26 protein-coding genes are annotated in these 26,904 nt (G+C 60.0%); 14 read left to right on the forward strand and 12 right to left on the reverse strand.

From position 1 onward, the window contains the following. Nucleotides 1-173 precede the first annotated feature (173 nt). From hisB to ACI512_RS04985, 6 genes are all read left to right on the forward strand, one after another. Entirely contained in the window at nt 174-767 is a 594-nt protein-coding gene (gene hisB, locus ACI512_RS04960; RefSeq protein ID WP_003218037.1) for an imidazoleglycerol-phosphate dehydratase HisB, read from the forward strand. After that, the gene (hisH, locus tag ACI512_RS04965; RefSeq protein ID WP_236380915.1) at nt 767-1,405 is read left to right on the forward strand and encodes an imidazole glycerol phosphate synthase subunit HisH; all 639 of its coding nucleotides are present in this window, start codon (nt 767-769) and stop codon (nt 1,403-1,405) included. Before hisB ends, hisH begins: the two co-directional genes overlap by 1 nt. Beyond that, the gene (locus ACI512_RS04970) at nt 1,406-1,663 is read left to right on the forward strand and encodes a DUF2164 domain-containing protein (protein WP_012721747.1); all 258 of its coding nucleotides are present in this window, start codon (nt 1,406-1,408) and stop codon (nt 1,661-1,663) included. A gap of 39 nt (nt 1,664-1,702) precedes the next feature. Beyond that, entirely contained in the window at nt 1,703-2,440 is a 738-nt protein-coding gene (gene hisA, locus ACI512_RS04975) for a 1-(5-phosphoribosyl)-5-[(5-phosphoribosylamino)methylideneamino]imidazole-4-carboxamide isomerase (RefSeq protein WP_003187784.1), read from the forward strand. A 9-nt stretch (nt 2,441-2,449) separates the two neighbouring features. Further along, nucleotides 2,450-3,220, forward strand: a complete 771-nt coding sequence (gene hisF / locus ACI512_RS04980) for an imidazole glycerol phosphate synthase subunit HisF (protein WP_003171107.1) — start codon at nt 2,450-2,452, stop codon at nt 3,218-3,220. Between the two features lie 66 nt (nt 3,221-3,286). After that, nucleotides 3,287-4,042, forward strand: coding sequence for an ABC transporter substrate-binding protein (locus ACI512_RS04985; RefSeq protein ID WP_236380917.1), 756 nt, complete (start codon nt 3,287-3,289; stop codon nt 4,040-4,042). A 3-nt stretch (nt 4,043-4,045) separates the two neighbouring features. Here ACI512_RS04985 and ACI512_RS04990 read toward each other — a convergent pair whose 3' ends face one another. The 5 genes from ACI512_RS04990 to gpmI form a co-directional block, all read right to left on the reverse strand. Then, nucleotides 4,046-5,632: a serine protease gene (locus ACI512_RS04990; RefSeq protein ID WP_236380919.1), complete on the reverse strand. Its 1,587-nt coding sequence runs from the start codon at nt 5,630-5,632 to the stop codon at nt 4,046-4,048. Nucleotides 5,633-5,699: 67 nt separating this feature from the next. Continuing rightward, complete coding sequence (locus tag ACI512_RS04995) at nt 5,700-6,488, reverse strand: divergent polysaccharide deacetylase family protein (protein ID WP_236380921.1); 789 nt, start codon at nt 6,486-6,488, stop codon at nt 5,700-5,702. Nucleotide 6,489: 1 nt separating this feature from the next. Beyond that, nucleotides 6,490-7,806 carry a S41 family peptidase gene (locus ACI512_RS05000; RefSeq protein ID WP_012721751.1) on the reverse strand — a complete coding sequence of 439 codons (1,317 nt, stop codon included), beginning with the start codon at nt 7,804-7,806 and terminating at the stop codon, nt 6,490-6,492. A gap of 30 nt (nt 7,807-7,836) precedes the next feature. After that, nucleotides 7,837-9,132 carry a murein hydrolase activator EnvC gene (locus ACI512_RS05005; protein WP_064054095.1) on the reverse strand — a complete coding sequence of 432 codons (1,296 nt, stop codon included), beginning with the start codon at nt 9,130-9,132 and terminating at the stop codon, nt 7,837-7,839. 197 nt (nt 9,133-9,329) lie between these two features. Next, entirely contained in the window at nt 9,330-10,856 is a 1,527-nt protein-coding gene (gpmI, locus tag ACI512_RS05010) for a 2,3-bisphosphoglycerate-independent phosphoglycerate mutase (RefSeq protein ID WP_012721753.1), read from the reverse strand. Nucleotides 10,857-11,007: 151 nt separating this feature from the next. Here gpmI and ACI512_RS05015 point away from each other — a divergent pair, with 151 nt between their 5' ends. The 3 genes from ACI512_RS05015 to secB are packed head-to-tail and all read left to right on the forward strand — an operon-like array spanning nt 11,008 to nt 12,196. Continuing rightward, the gene (locus ACI512_RS05015) at nt 11,008-11,421 is read left to right on the forward strand and encodes a rhodanese-like domain-containing protein (protein ID WP_064054093.1); all 414 of its coding nucleotides are present in this window, start codon (nt 11,008-11,010) and stop codon (nt 11,419-11,421) included. Nucleotide 11,422: 1 nt separating this feature from the next. After that, entirely contained in the window at nt 11,423-11,677 is a 255-nt protein-coding gene (gene grxC, locus ACI512_RS05020) for a glutaredoxin 3 (protein WP_010213876.1), read from the forward strand. 39 nt (nt 11,678-11,716) lie between these two features. Continuing rightward, entirely contained in the window at nt 11,717-12,196 is a 480-nt protein-coding gene (gene secB, locus ACI512_RS05025; protein ID WP_012721755.1) for a protein-export chaperone SecB, read from the forward strand. Nucleotides 12,197-12,315: 119 nt separating this feature from the next. On the opposite strand, the gene ACI512_RS05030 is transcribed toward secB, so the two are convergent. Then, complete coding sequence (locus ACI512_RS05030) at nt 12,316-12,771, reverse strand: tRNA (cytidine(34)-2'-O)-methyltransferase (protein WP_003171120.1); 456 nt, start codon at nt 12,769-12,771, stop codon at nt 12,316-12,318. Here ACI512_RS05030 and ACI512_RS05035 point away from each other — a divergent pair. Further along, a complete protein-coding gene (locus ACI512_RS05035; protein WP_012721757.1) occupies nt 12,770-13,210 on the forward strand; it encodes a hypothetical protein in 441 nt (146 codons plus the stop codon). The genes ACI512_RS05030 and ACI512_RS05035 overlap by 2 nt on opposite strands. 554 nt (nt 13,211-13,764) lie before the next feature. Here the strand turns inward: ACI512_RS05035 and ntrC are convergent. The 4 genes from ntrC to ACI512_RS05055 all read right to left on the reverse strand — a co-directional run bounded on the left by ntrC (nt 13,765) and on the right by ACI512_RS05055 (nt 17,618). Beyond that, entirely contained in the window at nt 13,765-15,201 is a 1,437-nt protein-coding gene (gene ntrC / locus ACI512_RS05040) for a nitrogen regulation protein NR(I) (protein ID WP_003218003.1), read from the reverse strand. Further along, nucleotides 15,198-16,283: a nitrogen regulation protein NR(II) gene (glnL, locus tag ACI512_RS05045; protein WP_046034638.1), complete on the reverse strand. Its 1,086-nt coding sequence runs from the start codon at nt 16,281-16,283 to the stop codon at nt 15,198-15,200. The genes ntrC and glnL overlap by 4 nt, the downstream gene beginning before the upstream one ends. A gap of 295 nt (nt 16,284-16,578) precedes the next feature. Further along, nucleotides 16,579-17,004 (reverse strand): cupin domain-containing protein, encoded by a 426-nt coding sequence (locus ACI512_RS05050; RefSeq protein WP_012721759.1) that lies wholly within the window; start codon nt 17,002-17,004, stop codon nt 16,579-16,581. Nucleotides 17,005-17,081: 77 nt separating this feature from the next. Next, nucleotides 17,082-17,618, reverse strand: a complete 537-nt coding sequence (locus ACI512_RS05055) for a chorismate mutase (protein WP_236380923.1) — start codon at nt 17,616-17,618, stop codon at nt 17,082-17,084. Nucleotides 17,619-18,045: 427 nt separating this feature from the next. Between ACI512_RS05055 and ACI512_RS05060 the strand changes: the two genes are divergently transcribed. After that, nucleotides 18,046-18,282: a DUF6124 family protein gene (locus ACI512_RS05060; RefSeq protein WP_046034640.1), complete on the forward strand. Its 237-nt coding sequence runs from the start codon at nt 18,046-18,048 to the stop codon at nt 18,280-18,282. 76 nt (nt 18,283-18,358) lie between these two features. Here ACI512_RS05060 and glnA read toward each other — a convergent pair whose 3' ends face one another. Then, nucleotides 18,359-19,765: a type I glutamate--ammonia ligase gene (glnA, locus tag ACI512_RS05065; RefSeq protein ID WP_064054085.1), complete on the reverse strand. Its 1,407-nt coding sequence runs from the start codon at nt 19,763-19,765 to the stop codon at nt 18,359-18,361. 334 nt (nt 19,766-20,099) lie between these two features. Between glnA and thiI the strand changes: the two genes are divergently transcribed. Then, complete coding sequence (gene thiI / locus ACI512_RS05070; RefSeq protein WP_012721763.1) at nt 20,100-21,554, forward strand: tRNA uracil 4-sulfurtransferase ThiI; 1,455 nt, start codon at nt 20,100-20,102, stop codon at nt 21,552-21,554. Between the two features lie 139 nt (nt 21,555-21,693). Continuing rightward, nucleotides 21,694-23,514: a translational GTPase TypA gene (gene typA / locus ACI512_RS05075; RefSeq protein WP_053140412.1), complete on the forward strand. Its 1,821-nt coding sequence runs from the start codon at nt 21,694-21,696 to the stop codon at nt 23,512-23,514. Between the two features lie 226 nt (nt 23,515-23,740). Here typA and ACI512_RS05080 read toward each other — a convergent pair whose 3' ends face one another. Beyond that, the gene (locus ACI512_RS05080) at nt 23,741-24,175 is read right to left on the reverse strand and encodes a YkgJ family cysteine cluster protein (RefSeq protein ID WP_017529542.1); all 435 of its coding nucleotides are present in this window, start codon (nt 24,173-24,175) and stop codon (nt 23,741-23,743) included. Nucleotides 24,176-24,414: 239 nt separating this feature from the next. Here ACI512_RS05080 and ACI512_RS05085 point away from each other — a divergent pair, with 239 nt between their 5' ends. After that, nucleotides 24,415-26,865, forward strand: coding sequence for a glycogen/starch/alpha-glucan phosphorylase (locus ACI512_RS05085; RefSeq protein WP_046033996.1), 2,451 nt, complete (start codon nt 24,415-24,417; stop codon nt 26,863-26,865). Nucleotides 26,866-26,904 lie beyond the last annotated feature (39 nt).

Here is a 26,904-nt window from a genome sequence, read left to right on the forward strand (position 1 = left end):
CTTCGCAACCCAGCGCGGGGCAAGCCCGCTCACCACACAAGCCTGCTCCCGCAGTTGTATGCACATGTCTATCTCCGACACTCCATCAGTCTTATCCCCTCCGATGTTTCTGTTTAGCGCCCGCGCCCCTATAATGGCTGCCTTTTTCGCCCAATGATTTTGCGGAGCTGGTGATGGCCGAACGTAAGGCGTCCGTCGAGCGCGACACTCTGGAAACCCAGATCAAAGCCTCGATCAACCTGGATGGCACCGGAAAGGCCCGATTTGATATCGGTGTACCTTTTCTTGAGCACATGCTGGACCAGATCGCCCGTCACGGGCTGATCGACCTGGATATCGTCAGCAAGGGCGACCTGCATATCGACGACCACCACACGGTGGAAGACGTAGGCATCACCCTCGGCCAGGCATTTGCCAAGGCCATCGGCGACAAAAAAGGCATCCGTCGCTACGGCCACGCCTATGTCCCGCTGGACGAAGCGCTGTCGCGTGTGGTCATCGACTTCTCTGGCCGCCCAGGCCTGCAGATGCACGTGCCCTACACCCGCGCCACCGTCGGCGGCTTCGATGTCGACCTGTTCCAGGAATTTTTCCAGGGTTTCGTCAACCACGCACTGGTCAGCCTGCACATCGACAACCTGCGCGGTACCAATACCCACCACCAGATCGAAACCGTGTTCAAGGCCTTCGGCCGCGCACTGCGCATGGCCGTAGAGCTGGACGACCGCATGGCCGGGCAAATGCCTTCGACCAAGGGCGTCCTGTAATGCAGACGGTCGCGGTTATCGATTACGGCATGGGTAACCTGCACTCGGTGGCCAAGGCCCTCGAACATGTAGGCGCCGGCAAAGTGCTGATTACCAGCGATGCCAACGTGATTCGCGAAGCTGACAGGGTGGTGTTTCCCGGCGTTGGCGCGATTCGCGACTGCATGGCCGAGATCCGCCACCTGGGCTTTGACAGCCTGGTGCGCGAAGTCAGCCAGGATCGTCCGTTCCTCGGCATCTGCGTAGGCATGCAAGCCTTGCTCGACAGCAGTGAAGAGAACGATGGCGTCGACTGCATCGGCCTGTTCCCAGGCCAGGTGAAGTTCTTCGGCAAAGACCTGCATGAAGACGGCGAACACTTGAAAGTCCCGCACATGGGCTGGAACGAAGTGCGCCAGAGCGTCGATCACCCGCTCTGGCACGAAGTGCCGGACATGGCGCGCTTCTACTTCGTGCACAGCTACTACATCGCCGCCGGTAAGCCGGGCCAGGTGGTGGGTAGCGGGCACTACGGCGTCGACTTCGCCGCCGCGCTGGCCGAAGGTTCGCGGTTTGCCGTGCAGTTCCACCCGGAGAAGAGCCATACCCATGGCCTGCAATTGCTGCAGAACTTCGCCGCCTGGGACGGGCGCTGGTAAATGGCCAGGAAGCCGAAGCAGCCGGTCTTGAACCTCACGCCCGAACAGGAGAGTGAGGCTACCCTCAAGATCAAGCGCTTCATGGAGGACCGCTTCGAGCTCAAGCTGGGCTCGTTCGAGGTCGCCGAAATTCTTGAGCTGTTCACCACCGAAGTGGCTCCGCACTATTACAACAGGGCGATTTTCGACACGCAGACGCTCCTTAAAGAAAGGTTCGAAAGCATCGAAAGCGACCTGTGGTCGCTTGAGAAACCCTGATTTCCCAAGCATTGCTGAATATCGAATAAGGTTTGCCAGATGCTGATTATTCCCGCTATCGATCTCAAGGACGGCGCCTGCGTACGTCTGCGCCAAGGCCGCATGGAAGACTCCACCGTGTTCTCCGATGACCCGGTGAGCATGGCTGCCAAATGGGTGGAAGGGGGCTGCCGTCGTCTGCATCTGGTGGACTTGAACGGCGCCTTCGAAGGCCAGCCGGTCAACGGCGAGGTGGTCACCGCGATCGCCAAGCGCTACCCGAACCTGCCGATCCAGATCGGCGGCGGTATCCGCTCGCTGGAAACCATCGAGCACTACGTAAAAGCCGGCGTGAGCTACGTAATCATTGGCACCAAGGCTGTGAAAGACCCTGCTTTCGTCGCCGAAGCCTGCCGCGCGTTTCCTGGCAAGGTCATCGTGGGCCTGGACGCTAAAGATGGTTTCGTCGCCACCGACGGTTGGGCCGAGATCAGCACTGTGCAGGTGATCGACCTGGCCAAGCAGTTCGAAGCTGACGGCGTGTCCGCCATCGTTTATACCGACATCGCCAAAGACGGCATGATGCAGGGCTGCAACGTGCCGTTCACCGCTGCGCTGGCCGCTGCGACCAAGATCCCGGTGATCGCTTCCGGCGGTATCCACAACTTGGGCGACATCAAGTCGCTGCTGGACGCCAAGGCCCCCGGCATCATCGGCGCCATCACCGGCCGCGCGATCTACGAAGGTACCCTGGACGTCGCCGAAGCCCAGGCTTACTGCGACGCCTACAACGGCTGAGGACTGACCATGGCGCTGGCCAAACGCATCATCCCTTGCCTGGACGTCGACAACGGTCGCGTGGTCAAGGGCGTCAAGTTCGAGAACATCCGTGACGCCGGAGACCCGGTGGAAATCGCCCGTCGCTACGATGAGCAGGGTGCCGACGAGATTACCTTTCTCGACATCACTGCCAGCGTCGATGGCCGCGACACCACCCTGCATACCGTCGAGCGCATGGCCAGCCAGGTGTTTATCCCGCTGACCGTGGGCGGTGGCGTGCGCACCGTGCAAGACATCCGCAACCTGCTCAATGCCGGCGCGGACAAGGTCTCGATCAACACTGCTGCGGTGTTCAACCCGGAGTTTGTCGGCGAGGCCGCGCAGCACTTTGGCTCGCAATGCATTGTGGTGGCCATCGACGCCAAGAAAGTCTCCGGCCCAGGCGAAACCCCGCGCTGGGAGATCTTCACCCACGGCGGCCGCAAGCCGACCGGCCTGGATGCGGTGGAATGGGCGATGAAGATGGAAGGCCTGGGCGCCGGTGAAATCCTGCTGACCAGCATGGACCAGGACGGCATGAAAAACGGCTTCGACCTGGGCGTGACCCGTGCCATCAGCGATGCGTTGGGTATCCCGGTGATCGCTTCCGGCGGCGTCGGCAACCTGCAGCACCTGGCTGACGGTGTGATCGAAGGCCACGCCAGCGCGGTGCTGGCGGCGAGTATTTTCCACTTTGGCGAATACACCGTCCCCGAGGCCAAGGCCTACATGGCGGCGCGCGGTATCGTCGTTCGCTAAACGCTGCTGGACACCATGGCAAGCGCGCGGCAATCTCTGCGCTTGCCATGGATTCCGGTAACCTTCATGTTCAAACACCTGCTGCTCGCCCTCGCCAGTACGTCGCTCCTGTTGGCTGGCCCTGGCCACGCCGATGAATCGTCTGACGCCTCCCTGGTGTTGCTGACGGAAAACTTTCCGCCCTACAACATGGCGAAAAACGGCAAGAATTTCGCCAAGGACGAGAACATCGAAGGCATCGCCGTGGACATCATGCGCGAGACCTTCAAGCGCGCCGGCATTTCCTACAGCCTCACCCTGCGTTTCCCTTGGGAGCGAATCTACAAACTCGCCCTGGAAAAACCCGGTTACGGCGTGTTCGTGATGGCCCGCCTGCCGGACCGTGAAGCGCTGTTCAAATGGGTCGGGCCTATCGGCCCAGACGATTGGGTACTGCTGGCCAAGGCAGATAGCAAGATCCAGTTGAGCGACCTCGAGCACGCCCGTCGCTACAAGATCGGCGCTTACAAAGGCGACGCCATCGCCGAGACCCTGGAGAAGCAGGGCCTTAAGCCGATGGTGGTGTTGCGCGACCAGGACAACGCGCAAAAGCTGCTGGAGGGGCAGATCGACCTGTGGGCTACCGGCGATCCGGCCGGCCGGTACCTGGCTCGCCAGATCGGTGTGACCGGGCTCAAGACGGTGCTGCGTTTTAACAGTGCTCAGCTTTACCTCGCGCTGAACAAGGACGTGCCTGATGAGCTTGTGGACAAGCTTCAAGCAGCGTTGAACCAACTGCGCAAAGAAGGGCGTGTTGACGAGATCATGGCGCGTTACCTCTAGTGGTCAACGTGGTTTGAGCAGGTCCACGCGCAAATCTGAAGGCCGGCCTGCCTGGTCGAATGCGTAGGTGCAGATTTTTATCGGCTGGTTATGCGTGGAAATAATCTGCGCGAACTTCTGATGCGGTGCATCGGGGGCCTGGTCCAGGGGAGGCATGCCGAAGAGGTCCTCTGCGTCATCGGATTCTTCCGTATCGCTGCGCTTGGGCGGCAGTGTCCGATAGCCTTCGGGTGCCAGGCAATCTGTGCGCTGAGCTGGGCCAAATTTGTAGGTGTAGCGGCTTACAAAGGGTGGCGCCAGGTTCCAGATAACGGTGTAGCGCTGCAAGAACTGCCTGTCGAGCACTATGCTGACATCTGGGGCGCGGGTCGCCGCCGGTTCAGCGAGTTCGACCGCCAGCGTCAAGGCATTGCGCATCGCGCTGTTGCTCACCGCCTGGTCTGATTCGACCCCCAGGATGCACAACAGATGCATGCCGGTTTGCGGGCCGATGGGGTCCTTGATCGATGCGTTGTGGCTGTTGATCGGCGGGCTGTAATGCACGGGGTTTTCACATTCGCTGGCACGGCGTACGGCCTTGTAGCGATAGAGCCGGCTGGTGGTAGTAAATTCCAGGTTCCAGCCTGGCGTGATATTCCGGCCCTTGTCTCCGGGCCTTTTGACGAAATATTGTTGCAGCGGCTCAGGGCTGCTGAAGGTGATGGACGTCGCGGGGTAGAGGTTGCAGGTCTGCTCGTTGTCAGTCAGCACGCCCTCCACAAAACAGTGCTTGAGGAACACGACAGGACTGCCGTAGTTACTGTCGGCATGCCAACTCGCCTTGCCATCCCTCACCTCGCATGGTGCGTCGCGCTGACACTTTTTAGCTGCGGCCTGGCCGATGGTTGTACTGCTGAGAATGCCGAACAGCGTATTGGTGGCGCGATCCACCAGCGGTGCACCGAATGCGCCTGATTGCACGCCCTTGCACTGGTTTTTCATGGTTACGCGCCAGACAAAAGGTTGCTCCACCACCTCTTGAGAGGCCTGTTGAAGGCACGCTGACAGGTGTAGCGTGTTCCATTCAGGGACGATCAGAGCAAGAATCGGGCGTGCTTCGGCAGGTAGGTCCTCGGCCAGTTTCATCGGCTCGATGCCATTGCTGATCAAGGCGGACAGCGGAATATCGAGCTCGATGAGTGCCAGGTCGACGCCGTGGCTGCTACCCCACTTCAGGGTCTTGAGCGGGTAGGTCTTGAGCTGCTCCAACGTGTCATCAAAGTAGTTGAAGCTGATATGACCCTTGAGTACCTGGTCCTTGATGACGGCACCACTGACACGGTGAATGCAATGGCTGCTGGTGATGATGTAAGCCGGGCCGGAAATGCCTTGTTCATCGCGGGTATCCAGTAGGGTCGCGGTGCAGAGTGCCTTATCGTTGCGGATGCGGCCGATGCCGCTCCAGTGATTATGTTGTTGGTTGGCGTTGGTCAGCAGGCGTGGAGCGCTGGCGTTGGCCAGGCCTTCACCAAAGTCTTTGGACGCGCCCCACAGATACACAGGGCACGCAGTCAGCAGCGCGCAGATCAGCGCGGGATAAAGGGTTTTCATGGTCATCCTCGAATTGATGCGGGGCAGGCGTCAACTATCGAGGGGGCAACTGGCAGAGCAGGGGTAGTTATTTAGTCGGCGATGGGCGGTAGGTGCCATTTTTGCCGTGCCCGGCCACGGCCTGGTTGCCGCGTACGCTGATCATCAACTTGATATCAATCCAGTCGACGCCCTGGGCCTTGAGCTTGGGCAACTCGCGCTCCAGCACTGCCAGGGTTTGTGGGTAAGGGTGGCCGATCATCACGGCCGAACCTTGTTTGTGTGCCAGCTTGATTGCGGTTTGCAACTGCGTGGTAATCGCCGCCTCGGTGCGCTCGTCATCGAGGAACACATCCCGCGAGACATGCGCCAGGCCGATCTTCTGCGCTTCTGCCGCCGCGACGGTTTGCGCGCTGGTGCGGCTGTCGACAAAGAACTTGTTGCGCCGTTGCAACTCGGCCATCAACCAGGCCATGGCGGCCGGTTGCGCCGTCATGCGGCTGCCCATGTGGTTGTTGATGCCGGCGGTATAGGGCACCGCCTGGAACGCGGCATCCAGTCGCTTGCCAAGTTCTTCGATAGGCAATTCGGGGTGCCAGGCGAACGGCCCCGTGGCCGGGTCCATGGGCATGTGGAGGATCACGATCTTGCCGGCCTTGTGGGCTTCGCGGGCGAATTCGGCGGCGTGGGGCGTGTCGGGCATGATCGCGGTGGTCACCGGCCCGGGCAAGGCCAGCACGCGACGATCCCGGGGCAGGTTTTGCCCGAGGTCGTCGATGATGAGGGTCAGGTAGGCTTTTTGAGGCTCGCCGGCAGGCGTCGCGTGGGCGACGCCTGCCAGGCTGCACAGCACAGCGATGATCAGGGCAAAACGCATATCAACGGCTGCGGGTGATGCTCAAGCCCTTGAGCAGGCTAAGCGCCTGGGCCAGCTGGTAGTCATCGTCCTGCGGCATTGGCTTGGCTTTCTTGCCGCTGCCGGTCGGCTGGTCGGCGCCGCCGTTGCCATTGCCCAGGTGACCTTGCAGGTCAGCTTCCTTGTAGTACTCGCTGTCGATCTCGTTGGTGATCTTGGCCTTGCGCACCTCGATGTCCGGCACGATGCCTTGAGCCTGGATCGAGCGGCCGTTCGGCGTGTAATACAGCGCGGTGGTGATCTTCAGCGCACGCTCGTTGTTCAGCGGCAACACGGTTTGCACCGAGCCTTTGCCAAAGCTGGTGGTGCCCATCAGCACGCCGCGCTTCTGGTCTTGCAGAGCGCCCGCGACGATCTCCGACGCCGAAGCGCTGCCGCCGTTGATCAGCACGGCCAGCGGTACGTTTTCGCTGAGGTCATTGCCGGTCGCCGAGAAGCGCAGCTCGGAGTTGGCGATACGGCCTTTGGTGTACACGATCAGGCCCTTGGTGATGAAGTGGTCGACCACTTCCACCGCCGACTGCAGCACGCCGCCTGGGTTGTTACGCAGGTCGAGCACGATGCCGCTGAGTTTCTTGCCGTTGTCCTTGCGCAGCTTGGCCAGCGCCTTGGCCACTTCGTCGCCGGTCTTGACCTGGAATTGGGTGATGCGGATGTAGCCGTAGCCCGACTCCAGCAGCTGGCTCTTCACGCTCTTGACCACAATGGTCGCGCGGGTCAGCGTCACGTCGAACGGGTTGCCGCCGTCGCGTACCAGGGTCAGGGTGATTTTCTGGCCGATCTTGCCGCGCATCTTGTCGACGGCTTCGGTCATGGTCTGGCCACGGGTCGGCTGGCCGTTGATCTTCACGATGAAGTCGCCGGCCTGGATGCCAGCCTTGGACGCCGGGGTGTCATCGATCGGCGAGACGACCTTGATGTTGCCGTCTTCGGCGCCGACTTCAATGCCCAGGCCGCCGAATTCACCGCTGGTGCTCTCCTGCAGCTCGGCAAAATCTTCCGGGCCCAGGTAAGCGGAGTGCGGATCGAGGTTGCTGAGCATGCCCTTGATGGCATTCTCCAGCAGGGTCTTGTCATCTACGGGTTCGACATAAGCGGCCTTGATCCGGTCCATGACCTCGGCAAAGGTGCGCAGCTCGTCCAGCGGCAACGGCGCCTTGGTGGTTGCGGCCGTGGCGGCGGGTGCAGCCGGAGCGGCCTGGTCGGCGAATGCCAGAGGCGCGCCGATCACCAGGGCGATCGTCAAGGCCAGCGAAGTGAGGCGGGACAAATGCAGCATGTCGAACGAACTCCTAATGTAGATGCGACCCTATCCTTGGGATCTGCACCATTGTGCAGGATCGCTCGGGCGACCCTGCTGACGAATAGCGAAGTACAGCGCCGGGGTGTCCTGGCCACCACTGTTACCGACAGTGGAGATGGATTCACCGGCTTTTACAACATCACCTGCCGACTTGAGTAAAGTCTGATTGTGGCCGTAAAGGCTCAAATAGCCATTGCCGTGGTCAAGAATCACCAACAAACCGGCGCCCCGCAGCCAATCGGCAAACACGACACGGCCACCGTGAACAGCGTGGACCTGGCTGCCGGCGGAGGCGCTGATCATCACACCATCCCACTTGGCGCGGGTGTCATCGCCACGGGTTTCCCCAAAGCGTGCCAGTAATCGACCATCAACCGGCCATGGAAGTTTGCCGCGCGCTGAAGCAAAAGGGCCACCGAACGATTCGCCGGCGCTGGAAACCAGCGGGCCAGGGGCTGCATGCGCCGGTTTACGCGGTGCCGGGGCGTCCGAGGTGGCAGCCATCTCGGCCTCACGCTGGCGCTTTTTTTCGGCTTCCTGCTGGGCGATCAGCGCTTTTTGCCGCGCTTCTTCGGCCTCGCGTGCCTGGCGAGCCAGGGTTTCTTCGATGGTCTTGAGCACTTTGGCCAGGTCGGCCTGGTCCTGCTCGCGGGCCTGCAGCTTGGCGTCACGGGCTTTTACGTCGTCATTGAGCTTGGCCAGGGCGACCTGGCGCTCCTTGCGCACCTTGTCCAGCTCGTCGCGCTGGGCAGTGAGGCTGCTTTTCTGGTCTTCCAGCTGCGATTGCTGGTTGGCGATTTCCTGTTCGACGTTGACCAACTGGCGCAGGGTCTCGTTGAAGCTTTTCAACTGCTCCATACGGGCCTTGCTCAGGTAGTCGTAGTAGGTCAGGGTGCGCGCGAATTTTTCCGGGTTCTGCTGGTTGAGCAGCAGCTTGAGGTATTCCTGGCGGCCGTTCTGGTAGGCGGCACGGGCCTGGATAGCGATCAGGCGTTGCTGTTCAACGCGGGCGCTCTGGAGTTTTTTTTTCTCAGCGTCGAGTCGCTCCAGTTCCGACTCGCTCTTCTTTAATTCTTTTTGTAGCTCCTGGACCTGCTTCTCGAGCTTGCCCATCTCGGTTTCCGTACCGCGCAGGTCTTTCTGGACCCCGGATTTTTCTTCCTGGAGCTTGCCGAGCAGTTTTTTCAGCTCGGTAATGTCCTGACGCGTAGCGTCCAACTGTTGTTGGGTTTGTGCGCGCTCATCGGCAAACGCCGGTTGGAGCAGGCAGACAAGAGCAAGGGTAATCAAGGCGCGAAGCATAGAGGCGGGCGACACCAGGGAAAGGGACGGCCTAGTATGCCCGCCAAGCGCGGCAAAAAAAACGCCCAATTCGGGCTGGAAGGCAAGATAGGTGCCGAGCGGCGCTGGAATGGCGAAAAGATATCTACCAAACACAGAAGATCCAATGTGGGAGGGGGCTGGCCCCCTCCCACATTATTTTTCGGTGATGCTGGGAATCAGACCAGGATCGAAGTGCCCGTCATTTCCACCGGCTTCTCCAACCCCATCAGCATCAACATTGTCGGTGCCACATCCGCCAGCACGCCGCCATCACGTACTTTGAAGTCGCGCTTACCGACGTAGATGAACGGCACCGGCTCGGTGGTATGGGCGGTGTGGGCTTGCCCAGTGGATTCGTCGGACATCTGCTCGCAGTTGCCGTGGTCTGCAGTGATCAGTGCTTCACCGCCAACGTTCTCCAAGGCATCGACGATGCGGCCGACGCACAGGTCCAGGCATTCCACGGCCTTGGTCGCGGCTTCCAGGTTGCCGCTGTGGCCGACCATGTCGCCATTGGCGTAGTTGACCACGATCACGTCGTAACGCTGGTTGTCGATGGCGTCGACGATCTTGTCGGTGACTTCCGGCGCACTCATTTCCGGTTGCAGGTCGTAGGTGGCGACCTTTGGCGATGGGATCAGGATGCGTTCTTCGCCTGGGAACGGTTCTTCGCGGCCACCGGAGAAGAAGAACGTCACGTGGGCGTACTTCTCGGTTTCGGCGATGCGCAGTTGGGTCTTGCCGTTTTTCGCCAGGTAGTCGCCCAGCACGTTATCCAAAGTGCCGGCGGCAAAGGCGGCGGGGGCCGGGATGCTGGCGGCGTATTGGGTCAGGCCCACATATTGGACTTTTGGCTGACGGGCGCGCTCGAATTCCTTGAAACCATCTTCGACAAATACGCGGCTCAGCTCGCGTGCGCGGTCTGCGCGGAAGTTCATGAACACCACGGCGTCGCCGTCTTCGACCTTCACCGGCTCACCGATGGTGGTGGCTTTGACGAACTCGTCGCTTTCGCCACGGGCATACGCGGCTTCAAGGCCTTCCTGGGCGGTGGCGGCGTGGAAGTCGGCCTGGCCGTCGACGATCAAGTTGTAGGCCTGGGAGACGCGGTCCCAGCGGTTGTCGCGATCCATGGCGAAGTAGCGGCCCACCAGGCTGGCGATACGGCCCTTGCCCAAGGCGGCGAACGTGGCGTCCAGCAGCTCAATGGAGGATTGCGCGCTTTTCGGCGGTGTGTCGCGGCCATCGAGGAAGGCGTGCAGGTAGATCTTGTCGGCGCCGCGCTTGAAGGCCAGTTCGGCCATGGCGACCAGGTGGTCCTGGTGGCTGTGGACGCCGCCATCGGACAGCAGGCCCATGAAGTGCACCGCTTTGCCGGCGGCGACGGCTTTATCGACCGCGGCGCAGATGGTCGGGTTCTCGAAGAACTCGCCGTCGCGGATCGCTTTGGTGACGCGGGTGAAGTCTTGATAGACCACTCGTCCGGCGCCGAGATTCATGTGACCGACTTCCGAGTTGCCCATCTGGCCGTCCGGCAGGCCCACGTCCATGCCCGAGCCGGAGATCAGACCGTTGGGTACGGTGGCGGTCAGGCGGTCGAGTACGGGCTTCTTGGCCGCGTATACCGCGTTGTCGTGGTGGCTTTCACTGTGTCCGAAGCCATCGAGAATTATCAGGACCAAAGGTTTAGGCGTAGTAGTCATAGATCCTCTCGCGGCGGTAATAAAGGAAGACAATTGAAAAGGGAGTGGCAGTTTAAAGCGAAGTTCCGACCACGTCACCGCTTTACGGGGGTTGGCCCCCCCTGGCGGCTGTGTATACTTACCGCCATTTTAACGCCCTGGAACCTCCTTGATGGTTGATCACCTGATTGCATTTGCCACTGCCCACTATCTGCTCGTGGGTGCCTTCGTCATCCTGCTGGCGCTGCTGATTGCTCATGAAATGAGCCGTGGTGGCCGCAGCCTGAGCACGTCGGAGCTGACCGCGCTGGTCAACAAGGATGAGGCCGTTGTCGTTGATATCCGCCCGGCCAAGGATTTCGCCGCCGGCCATATCGTCGGCGCCCTGAATATTCCACAGGACAAGCTGATCGCACGCCTGGCCGAGCTGGAAAAATACAAGGCCAAGACCATCATTCTGGTCGACGCCCAAGGCCAGCACGCCGGCACTCATGCGCGCGAAATGCTCAAGGCCGGTTTCACCGCCGCCAAGCTGTCCGGTGGCATCAGCAGCTGGCGCGGCGATAACCTGCCACTGGTGAAGTGATATGAGCCAGGTCGTCGTGTATTCCAGCGATTGGTGCCCTTACTGCATGCGGGCCAAGGCCTTGCTGGAGAAAAAGGGCGTTGCCTTCGAAGAAATCAAGGTCGATGGCAAACCCCAGGTGCGTGCCGAAATGGCCCAGAAGGCGGGGCGCACGTCAGTGCCGCAGATCTGGATCGGCGCCAAACACATCGGTGGCTGCGACGACCTGTTCGCCCTGGAGCGCGCGGGTAAACTCGATGCGCTGCTGCTCGTCTGACTCCCAACCCCTAAAAGACCCCAAGATCAAGGATCTGAGATGACTGACCAACAGAACACCGAAGCAGCAGAAGCCCAAGGCCCACAATTCTCGTTGCAGCGCATCTACGTGCGTGATCTGTCGTTCGAAGCGCCGAAAAGCCCGGCCATCTTCCGTCAGGAATGGACCCCAAGCGTTGCGCTGGACCTGAACACCCGCCAGAAAGCACTGGAAGGCGACTTCCACGAAGTCGTGCTGACCCTGTCCGTTACCGTGAAGAACGGCGAAGAAGTGGCCTTCATCGCTGAAGTGCAACAGGCCGGTATCTTCCTGATCCAGGGCCTGGACGAAGCATCCATGAGCCATACCCTGGGCGCGTTCTGCCCGAACATCCTGTTCCCGTATGCCCGCGAGACCCTGGACAGCCTGGTCACCCGTGGCTCGTTCCCTGCGCTGATGCTGGCACCGGTGAACTTCGATGCCCTGTACGCGCAAGAGCTGCAGCGCATGCAACAGGAAGGTTCGTCGACGGTTCAATAAGTCGACGCGGTAAAAATGTGGGAGGGGGCTTGCCCCCGATAGCGGAGTGTCAGTCACATAGATGTCGACTGGCACTCCGTCATCGGGGGCAAGCCCCCTCCCACACTTGTTTTACGGTGTTATTTGAAGCCGAGTTGGCGCCAGCCTTCATAGACGGCGACGGCCACGGTGTTGGACAGGTTCAAGCTGCGGCAACCCTCGCGCATCGGCAGGCGCAGGCGATGGCCGTCGGGCAGGGCATCGAGTACCTCGGCCGGCAGGCCCCGGCTTTCCGGACCGAACAGGAAAGCATCGCCCTCGGCAAAGCTGGCATCATGGAACGGCCGTGAACCCTTGGTGGTGAACGCGAACAGTCGCGGATGCCCCAGGCTCTCCAGGCAGCTGGCCAGGTCGGCGTGGCGCTTGAGGGTGGCGTACTCGTGGTAGTCCAGCCCGGCGCGGCGCAGGCGCTTGTCGTCCATGTCAAAGCCCAGGGGCTCGATCAAATGCAGGTGGCAGCCACTGTTGGCGCACAGCCTGATAACGTTGCCGGTATTCGGCGGAATTTCTGGTTGAAAAAGGATGACGTGAAACATGCACGGCTCCGAAGGCAAAGATGCGCTGCATTCTACCCCCGAAGAGGACCCAAGGCCGAAGCTAATGCCGAGGGTCATGGGTTCGTTGGCGATTGTCGGCCTGATGGTGGGCCTGATGATTGGCCGGCTGACCACGCCGGACCCGGTCGAGCTGCAGCAGGTCGAGACTGTGGCGGACGGCGTGGTGGTGTGGTTCAACAGCGAACCCAAGCTGCACGGCGAGCTGATCGACGGCACGGTGGCGCTGCTATTCGACGCACAGGGCAAGGCGGCCAGTGGGCAACTCAAGTTCAATGAAAAGGACGTGAACTGGCGCGTGCGCAAGACCGATGCTGGCCTGCTGCTGAACCTGGTGGCGGCTCGGCCGTTGCGAGGGGAGTGGAAAGGCGAGAAAGCCGATGGCCGCTGGCGGCTGGAGATCCATCTCCAAGAGCAATAAAAGAGGGAATCCCCGGCCTGCCTGTACCAAGGTCCCCAAAACGGGCTGGGGCTATGGGCGCTGCGCCACATAAGCCCCGGGTGTAAAGAAGGGAGTTCCCGGCCTGCCTGTACCAGGGCTCCCAAAACGGGGTGAAGCCTCGAAGGCTTCGGTGTTAAAGAGGGGATTCTCGGCCTGCCTGTACCAAGGTCCCCGAAACTGGGTAGTACGAGGGTTATTGCAGGGCGCGTGCCAGAGTTGCCAGATTGTGCCAAAAAAATTCTCCAGAAAGCGCAAAGCCCCGGAATACGGGGCTTTTGTGTTTTTGGTGTTCAGTTTTTTTTCAATGAGGCATAGGTTTCAGGTGTCGGATCCATGCCCGATGCCGGTTCATGGTGCATTGAAGCGGTGCACAGTCTTGAACCTTGTGAAGATCCAAATGTGTAGGTGATCCAAATGTGGGAGGGGGCTTGCTCCCGATGGCGAGTGTCAGTCGACATCCATGTGACTGATCCACCGCCATCGGGAGCAAGCCCCCTCCCACATTGGATTCTCAGAAGATTGGAGGTTGGGATTCAGCCCTCATCACCCTCGTCATCATCCCCACCATCAACCTTCATCCCCAGCTCCTTGATCTTGCGCGTCAGGGTATTACGGCCCCAGCCCAGCAGCACGGCGGCGTCGCGACGGCGCCCGGCGGTGTGCTTCAGGGCGGTTTCGATCATGATCCGCTCAAACGCAGGCACGGCGCTGTCGAGCAGGTTTGACTGGCCGCGTGCCAGGGCCTGATCGGCCCATTGGCGCAGCGCCTGTTCCCAGTTGGTGACGGGGGCAGAGTCCTGCGGCAGGCTCAACAGCTCCGGCGGCAGGTCGCTGATGTGCACTTCGCGCCCGGACGCCATCACGGTGATCCAGCGACAGGTGTTCTCCAGCTGGCGCACGTTGCCCGGCCACGGCAGGTTCTTGAGGTATTCCTCGGTCTCGCTTTTCAGCAGCTTCGGCTCGACGGCCAGCTCCTGGGCGGCGCGGCTGAGGAAGTGACGGGCGAGGGTCGGGATGTCTTCGCGACGGTCCGACATGCGCGGAATATGGATGCGGATCACGTTGAGGCGGTGGAACAAGTCCTCACGGAATTTGCCTGCATGCACCAGGGTTTCCAGGTTCTGGTGAGTTGCCGCGATGATGCGCACATCAACTTTGACCGGCGTGTGCCCGCCCACCCGATAGAACTCGCCGTCCGCCAGCACGCGCAACAGGCGGGTCTGGGTATCGGCCGGCATGTCGCCGATCTCATCGAGGAACAGGGTGCCGCCGTCGGCCTGTTCAAAGCGACCGCGACGCAGGTTGGCCGCGCCGGTAAACGCCCCTTTTTCATGGCCGAACAGCTCGGACTCCATCAAGTCCTTCGGGATCGCCGCCATGTTCAGCGCGATAAACGGCGAGGCCGCCCGTGGGCTGTGACGGTGCAGGGCATGGGCCACCAGCTCTTTACCGGTACCCGATTCGCCGTTGATCAGCACGGTGATGTTGGAGTGGCTCAAGCGCCCGATGGCGCGAAACACTTCCTGCATCGCCGGCGCTTCGCCGATGATCTCCGGGGTGCGGGTCAGGGCGGGCGGAGCTTCTTGGTTCTGCTGCTCCTGGGCGTGCTGGTTGGCGCGCTTGACCAGCGCCACCGCCTCGTCCACGTCGAACGGCTTGGGCAGGTATTCAAAGGCGCCGCCCTGATAGGACGCGACAGCGCTGTCCAGGTCCGAGTGCGCGGTCATGATGATCACCGGCAAGCGTGGGTGCTGCTCGCGAATCCGCGCGAGCAGGTCCAGGCCGCTGGCGCCGGGCATGCGGATGTCGGAGATGATCACGTCGGGCTGCTGGCGAGCCAGGCGGCTCATCACCCCGTCCGCGCTGTCGAAGCTCTGGGTGGTCATGCCTTCCTGTTGCAAGGCTTTCTCGAGGACCCAGCGGATAGAACGGTCGTCATCGACGATCCAGACGGTTTCACTACGGCTCATGTCGATGGGGCTCCTTGTTCCAGAGGCAAAAAGATCGAGAAGGTGGTGTGGCCAGGATGGCTCTCACATTCGATCAGACCCTGGTGCTGGCTGATGATGTTCTGGGTAATGGCCAGGCCCAGCCCGGTACCGTCCGGGCGGCCGCTGACCATGGGAAAGAAGATGGTTTCCTGGAGTTCCGCAGGAATGCCTGGGCCGTTGTCGATGATCTCGACTTTGGTCACCAGGCGATGGCGCACATGGCCGATGGTGAACTGGCGCAGGGCACGGGTGCGCAGGCTGATGCGGCCCAGGCGCAGCTCGTTCTGGCTGCTGATGGCCTGCATGGCGTTACGCACGATATTGAGCACCGCCTGGATCATCTGTTCGCGGTCGATCAATACGTCGGGAATGCTCGGGTCGTAGTCGCGCACCAAGGTGATGCAGCCCTGGCTTTCGGCTTCCACCAGGTGACACACGCGTTCGAGCACTTCGTGCACGTTGGTCATCGCCAGCGATGGCAGCTTGTTGGAGCCGAGCATGCGGTCTACCAGGTTACGCAGGCGGTCGGCCTCTTCGATGATGACGTTGGTGTAGTCCTTGAGGTGTTCCTCTGGCAGCTCGCGGGCCAGCAGTTGTGCCGCACCACGAATGCCGCCCAGGGGGTTCTTGATTTCGTGCGCCAGGCCGCGCACCAGCATCTTGCTGGTTTCCTGCTTGGACAGTTGCGCTTCTTCCTTGGTGATGCGCAGCAGGCGGTCGCGGGGGTGCACTTCCAGCAGCAGCAAGGTCGCACCGTTGCTCAGGATAGGGGTCACGGCGTAGTCGACCGTCAGCGTCTGGCCGGTAAGCGCAGTGAGCATGGCTTCGCGCTTGGTGAACGGGTGTGCTTGCTCCACTGCCTGGCGCAATGAGCTCAAGGCTTCGGCCGACTCGGTGAACAATTCGCTGATGAACTGCCCATGGCTGCGCTGGCCGCTGATGGCCAGGAGCATCTCTGCCGCCGGGTTCATGTACTCAAGGCGCAAGTCGTCATTGAGCAAGATGGTCGCGGTGGTCAGGTTGTCGAGTAGCAAACGGTGCAGTGCATCGCTGATGGTCATTGGGACCTCTTTTGGAGCAAGGCGCGGGCTTGAGGCACACGCTGATACAAGGAAAATGCAAAAACCAAACCAAGGCTCCGAAAAGAAGCGTGCAAGCCCTGAAATGGGGGATTTAGGCGCGAAACTGTGGCGTTCTGCCAGCTTGCTCGGGAAGTTTCGAACCAAAATGGGCTGGCCAGGTGGGAAGGGTGCAGTCTATCGCACCAATATAGTGCGGTTTTATGAAGGTTGTTCAGGAAGTGGCGAGTGGATCGTTTTCAGGGCGGGATGAAAACGATCCGGAGTGGGGGATGGATCAGTGTTGTTCGGACAGTGGCATGCCCGGACGGCCCGCGTAAAAGACCAGCAGCTCGACCGGGGTGTTGCCGGTAATACCACGATGTTCAATGCCTACCATCTCGGCCAGGGTTTGCCCTTGCCTCAAGGTGCGCGTCAGTCCGCCCTTACGGGTTTCAACGGTCAGTTCTCCCGAAACGATGTAGGCGGCATTTGGCATTGGGTGAGTGTGCCAGGGCAATTGCGTGTGCGCAGGGATCTTGAGGCGTATGAGCGTCAGTTGCGGCGGACCTGAGGGGTAGGCTTTGTAAGGTGTGCCATCCCATGACGCGCTGCGTTCAAGCAACACCTCTTTTTCGATGTGTACGGCGTTCTTTGGGTGGGTGCCGCAGCCAAGCAACGACAAACCCACCGCTGCTGCAATCAAGCACTTGAGGGTGATCATGGTTCCATCCTGTTCGATAAATGAACAGTCAGGCTATGGCTACCGACCTCGGTGAAGATGCAGGACGGGTCCTCAAATCAAGTAGGTCCAGTGCACAGTTCGGCTGTGGCGCGGATCATCGCCAGCTGACGCAACGGATCGTTCAGTGGCTCATGCACGGCCTCGGCCAACCATTGCGGGCACTGCGGGTCGGCACGCTGCGGGGTGAAGTCGGCCAATTGCTGCAGCAGGCGTTTCTGCAGCTCGTCCAATTGCGGACGGATCTGTTTCACTAGGTCGGGGCGTGGATCGTCAGGTGCCTTGCCCTGGAATTGCCAGTCGGAGAGGTGGGTGTACTGCACCAGTTTGTTGGCTTCGATCTGCGCCGAGAAGAACTGCTCGGCAGCGCCAGGTGGCAGCTTGTAGCTCGGTGCCTGGGCGGCGACGCTGGCGATCACCTCTTGTTCGCGCTTTTTATCTTCTACAGGCTTTTTGCTGTCCCATTTGCTCAGTGCGACCTGATCGGCAATCTCCAAGCGTTCGGCGATGCTGTTGAGCAGCGGTTCGAGCGTGGGTGGCGCGGCACTCGCAGTGGCACTGACGAACAACAGAGCTAACACAAATCGAAACTTCAAGGGTGATCTCCTGTGGGAGGGGCTTGCTCCCGATGGGGGGGTATCAGTTGACCTCTATTTGACTGAACCACCGCCATCGGGAGCAAGCCCCCTCCCACATTTAGATTGGGTTTGCAGGTTTTGAGCGGCGTCAGTCAGAGGCTACCTTAACTTGCGTGGTTGCCTACAGGTGCGCCAGAATCCGCCGGCTTGTACGGCTGGCTTGTCGTCTCTAAGGTTGCTCGGTCGCTGCTCATCAGCGATCAGGTTTAGTAGCCTGAGGGTTAAGTTAAGCTCGTACCGCGCCGATCTTATGGCGGCTGTGTGCAGGGCATCTTCGGATGCGCCGGTTTTTGCTTAACTTCCCCGGTCTACTAACCTGCGCATAGCTGCCACCCCTATCGTTTAGTAGCGAGTCGATGGCGGCCTCATTCGAGGAAGTTAAGACATGTTCAAGCCAACCCCAAATCCACCCCCATCAGTCTTCACAATCGCCGACGATATCGACGACGAAGCCCTGATGATCAACAGCTTCGAGACCTTCTCCTCGGTCAGCACCTTGTTGCTGGATCTCTCTGAGGATCTGGATGGCAAGCACCGCGATGCAGCGCTGGCCATCCACCAGTTGAGTGCATTGGGCACGTTGATGGTCAGCCGGATGCTCGACCGCCAAGCGGCCATCTGATAATCCCAAGGCAAAAAAAAGACCTCCCGGAGGAGGTCTTTTTTGTCACGCCGCTCTAAGAAGCGGCGCTACCGGATCAGCAGCTGTAGTACAGCTCGTATTCCAGTGGGTGTACGAAGGTACGCACCTTGATTTCTTCTTCGCTTTTCAGGCCGATGTAAGCGTCGATGAAGTCGTCGCTGAACACGCCGCCTTTGGTCAGGAACGCACGGCCCTTGTCCAGCTCTTCCAGGGCTTCTTTCAGGCTGCCACACACTTGTGGGATCTCTTTGGCCTCTTCAGGCGGCAGGTCATACAAGTTTTTGTCGGCGGCGTCGCCAGGGTGGATCTTGTTCTGGATACCGTCCAGGCCGGCCATGACCAGGGCAGCGAAGGCCAGGTATGGGTTGGCTGCTGGATCCGGGAAGCGGGCTTCGATACGGCGAGCACGAGGGCTGGACACGTAAGGAATACGGATCGACGCGGAACGGTTACGTGCCGAGTAGGCCAGCATTACCGGTGCTTCGAAACCTGGGACCAGACGTTTGTAGGAGTTGGTCGACGGGTTGGTGAAGCCGTTCAGGGCCTTACCGTGCTTGATGATACCGCCGATGAAGTACAGGGCAGTGTCGGACAGGCCGGCATAACCTTCGCCAGCGAAGGTGTTCTTGCCATCTTTGGCGATGGACAGGTGAACGTGCATACCCGAACCGTTATCGCCGTACAGAGGCTTAGGCATGAAGGTAGCGGTACGGCCGTAAGCAACGGCGGTGTTGTGTACGCAGTACTTCAGGGTCTGTACTTCGTCAGCCTTGGCAACCAGGGTGTTGAACTTCACACCGATTTCGTTCTGACCGGCAGTGGCCACTTCGTGGTGGTGCACTTCGATGACCAGGCCCATGTCTTCCATGGCGTTGCACATGGAGGTACGGATTTCGTGGTCGTGGTCGAACGGCGGAACTGGGAAGTAGCCCCCTTTGATACCTGGACGGTGGCCATGGTTGCCGCCTTCCACGTCTTGGTCGGACATCCAGGAGCCTTGTTCGGAGTAGATCTTGAACATGGAACCGGAGATGTCGGACTTGAACTTAACCTGGTCGAAGATGAAGAATTCTGGCTCTGGGCCCACGAATACGGTGTCACCGATACCGGTGGACTTCAGGTATTCCTCGGCACGCTTGGCGATCGCACGTGGGTCGCGGTCGTAGCCTTGCATGGTCGAAGGCTCGATCACGTCGCAGACGAGGATCAGGGTTGGCTCTTCGGTGAACGGGTCAAGTACGGCAGTGCTGTCGTCCGGCATCAGGATCATGTCGGAGGCTTCGATGCCTTTCCAGCCGGCGATGGAGGAACCGTCGAACATTTTGCCTTCTTCGAAGAAAGCATCATCCAGCGCATCGCGAGCCGGCATGGTCACGTGGTGCTGAGTGCCTTTGGTGTCCGTGAAGCGCAGATCAATCCATTTAACGTCATGATCTTTGATGAGTTGAACCGACTTCGACATAGTGTCCTCCGGGTGGCTTCGGGCTGGGGTAGTGGAGTTAGCCCTTAGAATGTGGGTGATGCCGGCGCGGATAGTCCGCCATGGCAACCTGCCTCACAAGAGAGCAAATTGCATGCCAGTGCGCCAACATGGGTTTTTTGCTCCAAAAACGCCCCTATAACGGTGCATTGCGACAAAAGCCCAAAAAACGCGCACCTCAATGTGGCGCAAAAGCGCGCAAATGCACCTATTTAGTGCGTAGCGCTTACTGTGCATATTAACTGGTTAAACCTTGAGCGATTTCCGCTATAATCCGCGCCCCCCTTTTTCAGCAGGCCCGGCGCGCGCTGTTTCCATGAAATTAATCGTTAAAGTCTTCCCCGAGATCACCATCAAAAGCCGACCGGTACGGACGCGTTTCATCCGTCAGTTGGCCAAGAACATCCGTGCCGTGCTCCGCGATCTGGACCCGGCTGTGGTGGTGAACGGCGTGTGGGACAATCTCGAGCTGGAAACCCGTATCACCGAGCCCAAAGCCTTGAAGGACATGACCGAGCGCCTGAGCTGCATGCCGGGCATCGCGCATTTCCTGCAGGTGGATGAGTACCCACTGGGCGACTTCGACGACATCACCGAGAAGTGCAAGCAGCACTACGGCCAGTCGCTTGAAGGTAAGATTTTTTCGGTGCGCTGCAAGCGTGCCGGCAAGCACACCTTCAGCTCCATGGATGTCGAGAAATATGTCGGCAGCAAGCTGCGTCGCGAGTGCGGCGCCGCCGGAATTTCCCTGAAAGCGCCGCAAATTGAAGTGCGCATGGAAATTCGCGACCAACGGTTGTTTGTGATCCACAGCCAGCACGACAGCATCGGCGGCTACCCGCTGGGCGCCCTGGAACAGACCCTGGTCCTGATGTCCGGCGGTTTCGATTCCACGGTGGCGGCCTACCAGATCATGCGCCGCGGCCTGATGAGCCACTTCTGCTTCTTTAACCTGGGCGGGCGTGCACACGAATTGGGCGTGATGGAAGTCGCGCACTTTATCTGGAAGAAGTACGGCAGCTCCCAACGCGTGCTATTTGTAAGTGTGCCCTTCGAGGAAGTGCTGGGCGAAATTCTCGGCAAAGTCGATAACAGTCATATGGGCGTAGTTTTGAAGCGTATGATGTTGCGCGCTGCGTCCCGGATTGCCGACCAGTTGCAGATTGATGCGCTGGTGACCGGTGAAGCGATCTCCCAGGTCTCCAGCCAGACGCTGCCGAACCTGTCGCTGATCGATTGCGTCACCGAAAAGCTGGTGTTGCGCCCGCTGATCGCCAGCCACAAGCAGGACATCATCGACCTGGCAGAAGAAATCGGCACCGCTGACTTTGCCAAGCATATGCCTGAATATTGCGGGGTCATCTCGGTGAACCCCAAGACCCACGCCAAGCGCAACCGCGTGGAGTACGAAGAACAACAGTTTGATATGGCGATTCTGGAGCGTGCGCTCGAGAACGCCAAGCTGGTCCCGATCGATCGCGTTATCGACGAACTGGGCCAGGATGTGCAGATCGAAGAAGTCAGCGAAGCCCTGGCCGGCCAGATCGTCGTCGACATCCGTCATCCGGATGCCGCTGAGGATGAGCCGCTGGAAATCGCCGGCATCGACGTGCAAACGTTGCCGTTCTATGCATTGAACGCGCGTTTCAAGGAACTGGATAACAGCCGTCAGTACCTGCTGTATTGCGACAAAGGCGTGATGAGTCGCCTGCATGCCCACCATTTGCTCAGTGAGGGGTATGCCAATGTGCGCGTTTATCGACCGAGCTAAGAGCCCGGGGCTGTTTGCCTGTGGCCTGCGTCACCGGCCCCCCGACTCTGCCGTCAAGCTGTAACGGCAAGGCCTGACTCTACTGTTAATCGCTGCCACGACCTGTCAGCACACCGAATCCTCTGATCGAGATACACAAGTGATCGAAAATCTACGTAACATCGCCATCATTGCTCACGTTGACCATGGTAAAACCACCCTGGTAGACAAACTCCTGCGTCAATCCGGCACCCTGGAGCGCAACGAGCTCAACGACGAGCGCGTGATGGACTCCAACGACCAGGAAAAAGAGCGCGGTATTACCATCCTGGCTAAAAACACCGCGATCAACTGGAACGGCTACCACATCAACATCGTGGATACCCCGGGCCACGCCGACTTCGGCGGCGAAGTAGAACGCGTAATGTCGATGGTTGACTCCGTTCTGCTGCTGGTTGACGCTCAAGACGGCCCTATGCCGCAAACCCGTTTCGTGACCAAGAAGGCTTTCGAAGCCGGCCTGCGTCCGATCGTGTGCATCAACAAGGTCGACCGTCCAGGCGCGCGTCCGGACTGGGTTCTGGACCAGATCTTCGACCTGTTCGATAACCTGGGTGCCACCGAAGAACAGCTGGATTTCCAGGTGATCTACGCCTCGGCCCTTAACGGTATTGCCGGTCTGGAACACACCGCCATGGCGGAAGACATGACCCCGCTGTACCAGGCGATCGTTGACCACGTTCCACCACCGAAGGTTGACCGTGAAGGTCCGTTCCAGATGCAAATCTCGGCACTGGACTACAACAGCTTCCTGGGTGTTATCGGCGTTGGCCGTATCGCGCGTGGTAGCGTCAAGCCGAACACCCCGGTTGTTGCTATCGGCGCCGACGGCAAGAAGCGTAACGGTCGTATCCTGAAGCTGATGGGTCACCACGGTCTGCACCGTATCGACGTTGAAGAAGCGTTCGCCGGCGACATCGTGTGCGTGAGCGGTATGGACTCGCTGTTCATCTCCGACACCCTGTGCCAGCCGGACACTGTCGAGGCGATGAAGCCTCTGACCGTTGACGAGCCAACCGTTTCCATGACCTTCCAGGTAAACGACTCGCCTTTCTGCGGTAAAGAAGGCAAGTTCGTGACGTCCCGTAACATCAAGGAACGTCTGGACAAAGAGCTGCTGTACAACGTTGCTCTGCGCGTTGAAGAAGGCGACTCGGCTGACAAGTTCAAGGTTTCCGGCCGTGGTGAGCTGCACCTCTCGGTACTGATCGAAACCATGCGTCGCGAAGGCTTCGAAATGGGCGTTGGTCGTCCAGAAGTGATCATCCGTACTGTTGACGGCGTGAAGCAGGAACCGTTCGAAAACGTCACCATCGACACCCCTGAAGAATCCCAGGGCAAGGTCATGGAAGAGATGGGCCTGCGTAAGGGCGACCTGACCAACATGGTGCCGGATGGCAAAGGCCGTGTACGTCTGGAATACAACATCCCTGCTCGCGGTCTGATCGGTTTCCGTAACCAGTTCCTGACCCTGACCAACGGTGCTGGCATCCTGACCTCGATCTTCGATCGCTACGACACCATGAAGTCCGGCGACATGTCCGGCCGTCAGAACGGTGTTCTGGTATCGGTAGAAACCGGCAAGGCGCTGACCTACTCCCTGGAAACCCTCCAGGCACGTGGCAAGCTGTTCGTTGAACACGGTCAAGAGATCTACAACGGCCAGATCGTTGGTCTGAACAGCCGTGACAACGACATGGGCGTCAACCCAACCAAAGGCAAGAAGCTCGACAACATGCGTGCTTCGGGTAAAGACGAAACCATCGCTCTGGTTCCACCTGTTCGCTTCACCCTGGAACAGGCCCTGGAATTCATCCAGGACGACGAGCTGTGCGAAGTCACGCCTAAGTCGATCCGCCTGCGTAAGAAGATCCTGGACGAAGGCGAGCGTACCCGCGCTGCCAAGAAAGCCAAGAACTGAGTTAACTCAGGCTGAATGAAAAACGCCCCCGGTCGAAAGGCCGGGGGCGTTTTTTTGTGCCTGCAGTTTGTGTGCAGAGCGCGCTCTTGTAGTGAGCGGGCTTGCCCCGCGCTGGGGGGCGAAGCCGCCCCAAAACTTGATACCTCGTTCTAACTGGAGAAACGCTGTGCCTGGGTTGGGGCGGCTTCGCCCCCCAGCGCGGGGCAAGCCCGCTCACTACAGGGGATCAGAATTTGTCGAGGGTCTTGAACTTGGTCTCGCGCACTACTTCCTTCGGCTTATACGCACAGTACCCCGGGCGCGGCCCGATTTTCGGGTGGTTGCGGCAGGTATCCGGGCGCTTGTCATAAATAGTGCAGAAGCGCGTCTTACGATCCAGGTACAGGCAGTCGTTGTTGCTCATGCGCTGCAGGGTAAAGATCTCGGATTTGGAATTGAAACGCTCGACGATGCCTTCCTTCTGCAACCGCTTGGCGATGTTCTTCGGCGGGTCGCCGCGCTCGAATTCATCGACGATGCCGATGCGGATCAGGTCCTTGATCTTCACTTCGACCGGCAGCGTGCAGCAGCTGGACACGCAACCACCGCACATATGCGCGGAATATTTCTGCCACGTTTCAAGACGGTCGAGTTCCGCGGCGGCGATCAATTGAGGCTTCATCAGGGTTCCAAAGGTGGGGCTGTATCCGGGCGCGCGATCATACCGGGATTGGTGATTTTTTGAACAATATTTTGCGGTTTTCAGCTCAAAGGTGTGCCGGCGGGCTGAACGGGCACGACCCCTGCATCTAATTCGCGTAAAGGTGAATGAGTTAAAAAACTGCCGAACCAGAGCGTCTACCGTCTGTCAGACCGTCTAGGCTCTAGCAACTCCTTCTATCTCGCCCGAGGTCGCAATTGATGTCTCAGGAACCACTTGCACGAGAAGCAGAGGTAGCCGCATTTCGCGATGCCGTCTTGACCAAACTCACCTACGCGGTGGGCAAGGACCCGGATCACGCCTTCGACCATGACTGGTTCGAAGCCATTGCCCTGGCCGCACGCGACCAGATGGTCGACCACTGGATGGACCATACCCGGCGGATTTACCGCAAAGGCCAGAAGCGGGTGTATTACCTCTCGCTGGAATTCCTTATCGGTCGTTTGCTCTACGACAGCCTGAGCAACCTTGGCGTGCTGGAAATCGCGCGCGAAGCACTGTCCGAGCTGGGCGTCGACCTGGAGCGCATCCGCCTGCTGGAGCCCGACGCGGCGCTCGGCAACGGCGGACTGGGCCGCTTGGCGGCGTGCTTTATGGAGAGCATGTCGACCCTTGGCATTGCCGGCCACGGTTATGGCATCCGTTATGAACACGGCCTGTTCCGCCAGGCGATTGTCGATGGCTGGCAACAGGAGCAGACCGAACGTTGGCTGGATTTCGGCAACCCGTGGGAGTTTGAACGGGCCGAAGTGATTTACCCGATCGGCTTTGGCGGCAGCGTCGAAACGCTGCCGGATGCCGCCGGCAAGCAAATCCAAGTGTGGTCGCCGAGCGAAACCGTACGCGCCGTTGCCTACGACACGCCCGTCGTCGGCTGGCGTGGCGCCAGCGTCAACACCCTGCGCCTGTGGCGTGCCCGGGCGGTGGAAGACCTGCACCTGGAGCGCTTCAACGCCGGTGACCACTTGGGCGCTGTTGCCGAAGTGGCCCGCGCTGAAAGCATCTCCCGAGTGCTTTACCCGGCCGACAGCACCGAAGCGGGGCAGGAGCTGCGCCTGCGCCAAGAATATTTCTTCGTCTCCGCGTCCCTGCAGGACCTGCTGCGCCGCCACAAAAACATGCACGGCTCAGTGCTGAGCCTGGGCGAGCACGCCGCGATCCAACTCAACGACACCCACCCGTCGATCGCCGTGGCCGAGTTGATGCGCCAACTGGTCGACCTGCACGACATTCCCTGGGAAGCCGCCTGGGACGTGACGGTCGAAACCTTGTCGTACACCAACCACACCCTGCTGCCTGAAGCGCTGGAAACCTGGCCGGTCGGCCTGATGGAACGCATGCTGCCCCGGCACATGCAGATCATCTACCTGATCAACGCCCAGCATATCGACTCGCTGCGCGCCAAAGGCATCCACGACTTTGATGTGCTGCGCGCGGTGTCGCTGATCGAAGAAGACAACGGCCGTCGCGTGCGCATGGGCAACCTGGCATTCCTCGGTTCCCACAGCGTCAATGGCGTGTCCGGCCTGCACACCCAGCTGATGCGCAGCACGGTGTTTTCCGAGTTGCACAAGCTGTACCCGGACCGTATCAACAACAAAACCAACGGCATTACCTTCCGCCGCTGGCTGTACCAGGCCAACCCGAAGCTCACCCAGATGCTGGTGGAGGCATTGGGCCCGGACATTCTCGACAACATGGAAACCCGCCTGGGCGAATTGGAAACCTTCGCCGAGAAGCAGACTTTCCGCAAAGCCTTCGCCGACCAACGCTTGCACAGCAAGCGCGCGCTGGCCGACATCATTCACGAGCGCCTGGGGATTGCGATCAACCCGGCGGCGATGTTCGATGTGCAGGTCAAGCGTATCCATGAATACAAACGCCAACTGCTGAACCTGCTGCACACCGTGGCGCTGTACCAGGCCATTCGTGCCGAACCTGGCACCGATTGGGTGCCGCGCGTGAAGATCTTCGCGGGCAAGGCAGCGGCGAGTTATCACCAGGCCAAGTTGATCATCAAGCTGACCAACGACATCGCCCGCACCGTCAATAACGACCCGACGGTGCGCGGGTTGCTGAAGGTGGTGTTCCTGCCTAACTACAACGTCAGCCTGGCGGAAAGCATCATCCCAGCGGCGGATTTGTCGGAGCAGATTTCCACTGCCGGCTTTGAAGCCTCGGGCACCAGTAACATGAAGTTCGGCCTCAACGGCGCGCTGACCATCGGCACCATGGACGGCGCCAACGTGGAGATGCACGAGCGCGTGGGCGCCGATCACATGTTTATCTTCGGCCTCAGTGCGCAGCAGGTGGAAGCCCGCAAGCATGCCGGTGAATTCAACGCCGGGCCGGACATCGCCGCGTCCCATCGTCTCAACGATGTGCTGCAAGCGATCCGCGGCGGGGTGTTCTCGCCGGATGACCCGGGCCGCTATGTGGGCTTGATCGACGGGTTGATCGACTACGACCGCTTCCTGGTGTGTGCCGACTTCGATTCCTATTGGGATGCCCAGGCGCGGGTCGAAGCGCATTGGCATGACTCCAAGGCGTGGTGGCGTTCGGCGGTACTCAATACCGCGCGTATGGGCTGGTTCTCTTCGGACCGGACGATCCGCGAGTACGCTACTGAGATCTGGAAAGCGCTCGACTAAACACGGCTGATCCCAAGGTGTGGGAGGGGGCTTGCCCCC

Origin of the sequence: Pseudomonas petroselini (assembly GCF_045037875.1) — a bacterium.
Lineage (GTDB): Bacteria > Pseudomonadota > Gammaproteobacteria > Pseudomonadales > Pseudomonadaceae > Aquipseudomonas > Aquipseudomonas petroselini.

What these genes read in the sequence shown, in the direction of transcription:
- hisB (WP_003218037.1), top strand. Translation starts at nt 174, where the DNA reads ATGGCCGAACGTAAGGCGTCCGTCGAGCGCGACACTCTGGAAACCCAG.
- hisH (WP_236380915.1), top strand. Translation starts at nt 767, where the DNA reads ATGCAGACGGTCGCGGTTATCGATTACGGCATGGGTAACCTGCACTCG.
- ACI512_RS04970 (WP_012721747.1), top strand. Translation starts at nt 1,406, where the DNA reads ATGGCCAGGAAGCCGAAGCAGCCGGTCTTGAACCTCACGCCCGAACAG.
- hisA (WP_003187784.1), top strand. Translation starts at nt 1,703, where the DNA reads ATGCTGATTATTCCCGCTATCGATCTCAAGGACGGCGCCTGCGTACGT.
- hisF (WP_003171107.1), top strand. Translation starts at nt 2,450, where the DNA reads ATGGCGCTGGCCAAACGCATCATCCCTTGCCTGGACGTCGACAACGGT.
- ACI512_RS04985 (WP_236380917.1), top strand. Translation starts at nt 3,287, where the DNA reads ATGTTCAAACACCTGCTGCTCGCCCTCGCCAGTACGTCGCTCCTGTTG.
- ACI512_RS04990 (WP_236380919.1), bottom strand. Translation starts at nt 5,632, where the DNA reads ATGAAAACCCTTTATCCCGCGCTGATCTGCGCGCTGCTGACTGCGTGC.
- ACI512_RS04995 (WP_236380921.1), bottom strand. Translation starts at nt 6,488, where the DNA reads ATGCGTTTTGCCCTGATCATCGCTGTGCTGTGCAGCCTGGCAGGCGTC.
- ACI512_RS05000 (WP_012721751.1), bottom strand. Translation starts at nt 7,806, where the DNA reads ATGCTGCATTTGTCCCGCCTCACTTCGCTGGCCTTGACGATCGCCCTG.
- ACI512_RS05005 (WP_064054095.1), bottom strand. Translation starts at nt 9,132, where the DNA reads ATGCTTCGCGCCTTGATTACCCTTGCTCTTGTCTGCCTGCTCCAACCG.
- gpmI (WP_012721753.1), bottom strand. Translation starts at nt 10,856, where the DNA reads ATGACTACTACGCCTAAACCTTTGGTCCTGATAATTCTCGATGGCTTC.
- ACI512_RS05015 (WP_064054093.1), top strand. Translation starts at nt 11,008, where the DNA reads ATGGTTGATCACCTGATTGCATTTGCCACTGCCCACTATCTGCTCGTG.
- grxC (WP_010213876.1), top strand. Translation starts at nt 11,423, where the DNA reads ATGAGCCAGGTCGTCGTGTATTCCAGCGATTGGTGCCCTTACTGCATG.
- secB (WP_012721755.1), top strand. Translation starts at nt 11,717, where the DNA reads ATGACTGACCAACAGAACACCGAAGCAGCAGAAGCCCAAGGCCCACAA.
- ACI512_RS05035 (WP_012721757.1), top strand. Translation starts at nt 12,770, where the DNA reads ATGCACGGCTCCGAAGGCAAAGATGCGCTGCATTCTACCCCCGAAGAG.
- ACI512_RS05030 (WP_003171120.1), bottom strand. Translation starts at nt 12,771, where the DNA reads ATGTTTCACGTCATCCTTTTTCAACCAGAAATTCCGCCGAATACCGGC.
- ntrC (WP_003218003.1), bottom strand. Translation starts at nt 15,201, where the DNA reads ATGAGCCGTAGTGAAACCGTCTGGATCGTCGATGACGACCGTTCTATC.
- glnL (WP_046034638.1), bottom strand. Translation starts at nt 16,283, where the DNA reads ATGACCATCAGCGATGCACTGCACCGTTTGCTACTCGACAACCTGACC.
- ACI512_RS05050 (WP_012721759.1), bottom strand. Translation starts at nt 17,004, where the DNA reads ATGATCACCCTCAAGTGCTTGATTGCAGCAGCGGTGGGTTTGTCGTTG.
- ACI512_RS05060 (WP_046034640.1), top strand. Translation starts at nt 18,046, where the DNA reads ATGTTCAAGCCAACCCCAAATCCACCCCCATCAGTCTTCACAATCGCC.
- glnA (WP_064054085.1), bottom strand. Translation starts at nt 19,765, where the DNA reads ATGTCGAAGTCGGTTCAACTCATCAAAGATCATGACGTTAAATGGATT.
- thiI (WP_012721763.1), top strand. Translation starts at nt 20,100, where the DNA reads ATGAAATTAATCGTTAAAGTCTTCCCCGAGATCACCATCAAAAGCCGA.
- ACI512_RS05080 (WP_017529542.1), bottom strand. Translation starts at nt 24,175, where the DNA reads ATGAAGCCTCAATTGATCGCCGCCGCGGAACTCGACCGTCTTGAAACG.
- ACI512_RS05085 (WP_046033996.1), top strand. Translation starts at nt 24,415, where the DNA reads ATGTCTCAGGAACCACTTGCACGAGAAGCAGAGGTAGCCGCATTTCGC.